Source organism: Variovorax sp. 01T439_2, from assembly GCF_056398445.1.
In genome coordinates, this window is sequence record NZ_JBFTPJ010000457.1 from 1 (window position 1) to 4,569 (window position 4,569).

The 4,569-nt window shown below is 61.8% G+C and carries 5 protein-coding genes; all 5 read left to right on the top strand.

Features of this window, described 5'->3' with window-relative positions; all coding sequences use genetic code 11:
* A partial coding sequence (locus tag AC1DOC_RS20300) for an L-aspartate oxidase (RefSeq protein WP_478130371.1) occupies positions 1 to 1,393 on the top strand: 1,393 nt, incomplete at its 5' end.
* A 12-nt stretch (positions 1,394 to 1,405) separates the two neighbouring features.
* Positions 1,406 to 2,341: a fumarate hydratase gene (locus tag AC1DOC_RS20305; RefSeq protein WP_015865667.1), complete on the top strand. Its 936-nt coding sequence runs from the start codon at positions 1,406 to 1,408 to the stop codon at positions 2,339 to 2,341.
* Complete coding sequence (locus AC1DOC_RS20310; RefSeq protein WP_015865666.1) at positions 2,335 to 3,015, top strand: fumarate hydratase C-terminal domain-containing protein; 681 nt, start codon at positions 2,335 to 2,337, stop codon at positions 3,013 to 3,015. The genes AC1DOC_RS20305 and AC1DOC_RS20310 overlap by 7 nt, the downstream gene beginning before the upstream one ends.
* A 66-nt stretch (positions 3,016 to 3,081) precedes the next feature.
* The gene (locus tag AC1DOC_RS20315) at positions 3,082 to 3,915 is read left to right on the top strand and encodes an amidohydrolase family protein (RefSeq protein ID WP_015865665.1); all 834 of its coding nucleotides are present in this window, start codon (positions 3,082 to 3,084) and stop codon (positions 3,913 to 3,915) included.
* A 50-nt stretch (positions 3,916 to 3,965) separates the two neighbouring features.
* Positions 3,966 to 4,569, top strand: a 604-nt coding sequence (locus AC1DOC_RS20320; RefSeq protein ID WP_478130372.1) for a LysR family transcriptional regulator, incomplete at its 3' end; no start/stop codon positions are given.

Below are 4,569 nucleotides of genomic sequence, written 5' to 3' on the forward strand. Positions count from 1 at the left end.
CCATTCGAAAGCCTTTGCGGGCCAGAGCTTCGATCGCACGGTCCACAAGGCCGACCTGACGGGCATCGAGATCATCAACCGCCTCATGGAGCAGGTGCGCGCGATGGACGTCGAGGAGCTTGAGGAGCATCGTGCGATCGAGCTCATTCCGGCGGCCGATGGATCCGGAATCGCCGGTGTCCTGTTCATTGACATGCGTGCAGGTACCTATCGCCTGGTGCAGGCAAAGGCGGTGCTCCTTGCGACGGGCGCCGGGCCGACGATGTACCGCTATCACACACCGTCCGGCGACAAGACCTGCGATGGTCTGGCCATGGCGCTTCGGTACGGCCTGAAGCTCCGGGATATGGAGATGGTGCAGTTCCATCCCACCGGACTCCTCGGCGGACCGGATACGCGTATGACGGGCACCGTTCTCGAGGAGGGCTTGCGCGGCGCCGGTGGTTACCTGCTCAATGGGAACGGCGACCGGTTCATGACCCACTACGACAAGCGTGGCGAGCGTGCGACCCGCGACGTCGTCAGTCGAGGCATCTACGCCGAGATGCGCGCGGGGCGTACGGGGCCGATGGGTGGCGTCTACATCCAGATGAGCCACCTCGGCCCGGAGAAGGTCGCCAAGACCTTTCCTGGAATGGTCAATCGCTGCAAGGACTGCGGCTTTGATCTGGCAGGTGGCAAGGTCGAAGTGGTTCCGACAGCCCACTACCTGATGGGGGGTGTCGAGTTCAACGTCGACTGCTCGACCGCATCGCCAGGACTGTTCGCTGCGGGCGAGGACTGCGGAGGCGTCCATGGGGCCAATCGCCTCGGCGGCAACGGTGTCGCGAACTCCACCGTCTTTGGCGGCATTGCGGGAGACTCCATGGCCGCCTTCGTCGAGAGGAACGGCAAGTGGCGCGACCCCGACAGGCGAATCGTCGCCAGCGGGATCGAGCGCGCGGAGTATCCGTTCTCCAGGCCGGTGGGTCGTATCCACGAGTTGCGCGACGCCCTGGCACAGACGATGTGGGATGACGTTGGTGTGCTGCGCAACCGTGAGGCGATGGACCATGGGCTCGAAGCGGTGGCTTCTCATCGAGCCGCGCTGTCGGCGATGGGCGTCGCAGATGGCGATCGCCGCTACAACGTGACCTGGCACGACTGGCTGAACCTGGAAAGCCTCGTCGATATCTCAAAGATCATTACCGTCTCCGCGCTGGCACGCGAGAACAGCCGGGGCGCTCATTTTCGCGAAGACTTCCCCGACCCGGGCGATCTCCACTCCAGCTGCTACACGCGCGTGAGCGCCCGGGACGACCATGTACAGCTCGAAATGATTCCCGTCTCCTTCGACATCGTGAGACCCGGTGAATCGCTCATCACCGGCGAAGCAGTCACCCCCAAAACCTGAGGGCACACCCAAATGAAGATCCCGATTCAGAAAGTTGAAGAAGCCGCCTTGGAGATCACGCGACGCGCTGCGATCGAGATTCCTCCCGACTACAAGAAGGGAATTCAGGAACTGCAGAAGACGGAGACCGGAAAACTGCCCCGGTTCGTCATCCACGCGATGGTCGACAACTGGGAGGCCGCAGATCAGGATCGCCGTCCCATGTGCGCCGATACCGGCCTGCCGCGGTATTACGTGAAGGTCGGCAACAACGCATCGGTCGAGTCGGGATTCGTTGCCGTGGAGCGAGCGCTCCGGCATGCGACGGCAGAAGGTACGGTCACGATTCCGCTTCGGCCGAATCGCGTGCATCCCTTGTGGCGCACAGATCACAACAACAACGTCGGCATCAATGCCCCCGAAGTCGAGTGGTCGTTCGAGCCGGAGGCCGACTGGATCGACGTCACCACCATCCACAAAGGCGGCCTCTTCGGGACCGACTACCGCATGCTGTTCCCCGGGGACGGAATCGACGGTATCAAGCGCTTTGTCCTGGACACGCTGATTGCCTTCGGAAAGCGCGGCTTGGCCTGCCAGCCCGCGATCGTCGGGATCGGCCTGGGTGGGTCCAAGGACACCTGCATGCAGCTGGGCAAACAGGCTGCGTGCCTTCGCACGGTCGGGGATCGGAATCCCGATCCGAAGGTCGCCGAGCTCGAACTCGAGTTGATGAAGCTCGGAAACTCGATCGGGATGGGCGCCATGGGCTTTGTGGGGTCCGGGATGGTCGTGGATTGCCACATCGAGTGCGGTTATACGCACACCGGTGGCATGCCCATCAGCCTGCACACCTTCTGTCTTTCGTCACGGCGTGCCACAGCGCGCATCCATGCCAACGGCGAGATCGAGTATCGAACCGATCCCCAATGGTTCACCCCCTATCTGCGTCGGGAGACAGTCGAATGGTAAGCAGCAACGACGACATCAAAGTCTTCCACCTGAACCTTCCGGCGAAGCGGGAAGACATTGCGAAGCTCGAGTTGGGCTGCGCGGTCTGTCTGAACGGCGTGGTCTACACCGCGCGCGAGGGTGTCTACAAGAAGGTGCTGGACGAGGGATTGGCGCTGCCCGTCGATCTGAAGTCGATCAGCAACGTCAACTTCCACTGCTCGCCGGCCGCCGCACCCGACGGCAAGGGAGGCTACAGGGTCGGCGCTGTGACCGCCACGGCATCCTTTCGCTTTTCGAAGTGGATTCCTCGCTGGCTCGAACAGACAGGGTGCAGCATCCTCATCGGAAAAGGAGGCATGCCTGCCGATGACTACAAGAAGGTGCTCGCTCCGGGTGGCGCCATCTACCTGACAACCGTCGGCTACGGCACCGGTGCGCTGCTTGGTCGCGGCATCAAGCGTGTCCGGGAGGTGCACTGGCTCGACGAGCTGGGGATCGCCCAGGCCATGTGGTTGTTCGAGGTGGAGAACTTCGGTCCCTTCATCGTCGAGAGCGACCTGGAGGGCAACTCCTTGTTCGCGCAGCATGCCGAGACCATCAATGCAGGCATCGAGGCTCTGTATGCAGGTCTCAAGCCTCCAGCGCTGCATCGCTACGGGGAGACCGACAACCGCAAGGACGAGGTGATGTAGCCGCCGGCATTGCAGGCTTGCGATGCCGCCCGGGTTCGAGTCGTTTCCATTCAAAAGGTCAGTGCCATGATCATCGATTTCCGTCTGCGCCCGCCGATTAGCGGCTTCCTCAATACGCTCATGTACTCGGCCGGCGAGCGCCGCGATGGGTTCACGCGAACGGTCGGTTTTGAACCATCAGAAGCGGCTCAGAGAAAGTCGATGGCGTCGCTGCTCAAGGAGATGGACGAAGCGAGGATCGATCGTGGCGTGGTCGTAGGCCGCCTTGCCGGCGTGCTCGGCAGCGTATCGAACGATGATGTCCTGAGGATTGTCACTGATTACCCTGGCCGCTTCATCGGCGCCGCATCCATTGACCCCACCGATCGGCGCCGAGCATGCGAGGCAATCACCCAGGCGGTGAAAGATGGATTCAAGCTGATCAACATCGAGCCCGGATCGTACCCGGTGCCGATGTACGCGGATGATCGCCGCCTCTATCCGATCTACGGCCACTGCGAGGACATCGGCGTTCCTGTCATCATGATGGTGGGTGGCACCGCAGGCCCGGACCTCAGCTATTCCGATCCCATCCGGACGGACCGTGTCCTCGCGGACTTCCCCAGGCTCGATGTCGTAGTTGCCCACGGCGGATGGCCTTGGGTCAACGAGATCCTGCACCTGGGATTTCGTCGTTCCAACCTTTGGCTCTCTCCCGACATGTATTTTTCGCGAATGCCAGGATGGGAAGAGTATGTCAAGGCGGCGGATGGCTTTCTGGCTGAGCGCATGCTGTACGCCAGCTCGTTTCCCTTTTGTCCGGTCCTTGGCTACAAGGAGTGGTTCGAGAGGCTGCCAATCAGGGAAGAAAATCTGCGCAAGGTCATGGGGGGCAACGCGCGCCGGCTGCTGGGAATCTAGAAGTTCCACGGCTGACCTGCAGAGTCAACTTCGAAGAAGGTATTTGCCGCATGGACATCAAGACGCTGTACACCTTGGTCGCGATCGCTGATCGAGGAAGCTTCGTGGAGGCGGGCAATAGCATCGGCCTTTCACTGTCCGCGGTAAGCATGCAGATGCGTGCTCTCGAGGAAGAGCTCGAGAGCATGATCTTCGATCGCAGCCGTCGTCCGCCGGTCCTGACCGATGCGGGGTTGGCCCTGGTGCATCGCGCACGCGATCTGCTTGCCCATTGGGAGAGCATGAGCGCTTCGCTCAAGAAGGGCACGGCGGTCGGGTTGCTGAAACTGGGAAGCGTTCACACCGTTGCCTCAGGCGTATTGCCGCTGGCGCTGCGTCACCTGCAACGACAAGRCCATGGCCTTGAGGTACACGTCACCACCGGCCTGACGCATGACCTGGAGCGAGCTGTCTACCACCGGCAGTTGGATGTGGCCCTGGTCACCGAGCCGGAGCTTCCACGAAGCGGCCTCGACTTTCTACCATTCGTCGACGAGGCGCTCGTGGTCATCGCACACAAATCCGCAAAAGGGGCGAGCGATCAGGAAGTACTCGAAGGAACGCCGTATGTCCGCTTCAATCGATCGGCCCGGGTGGGCAACCTCGTTCAAGAGG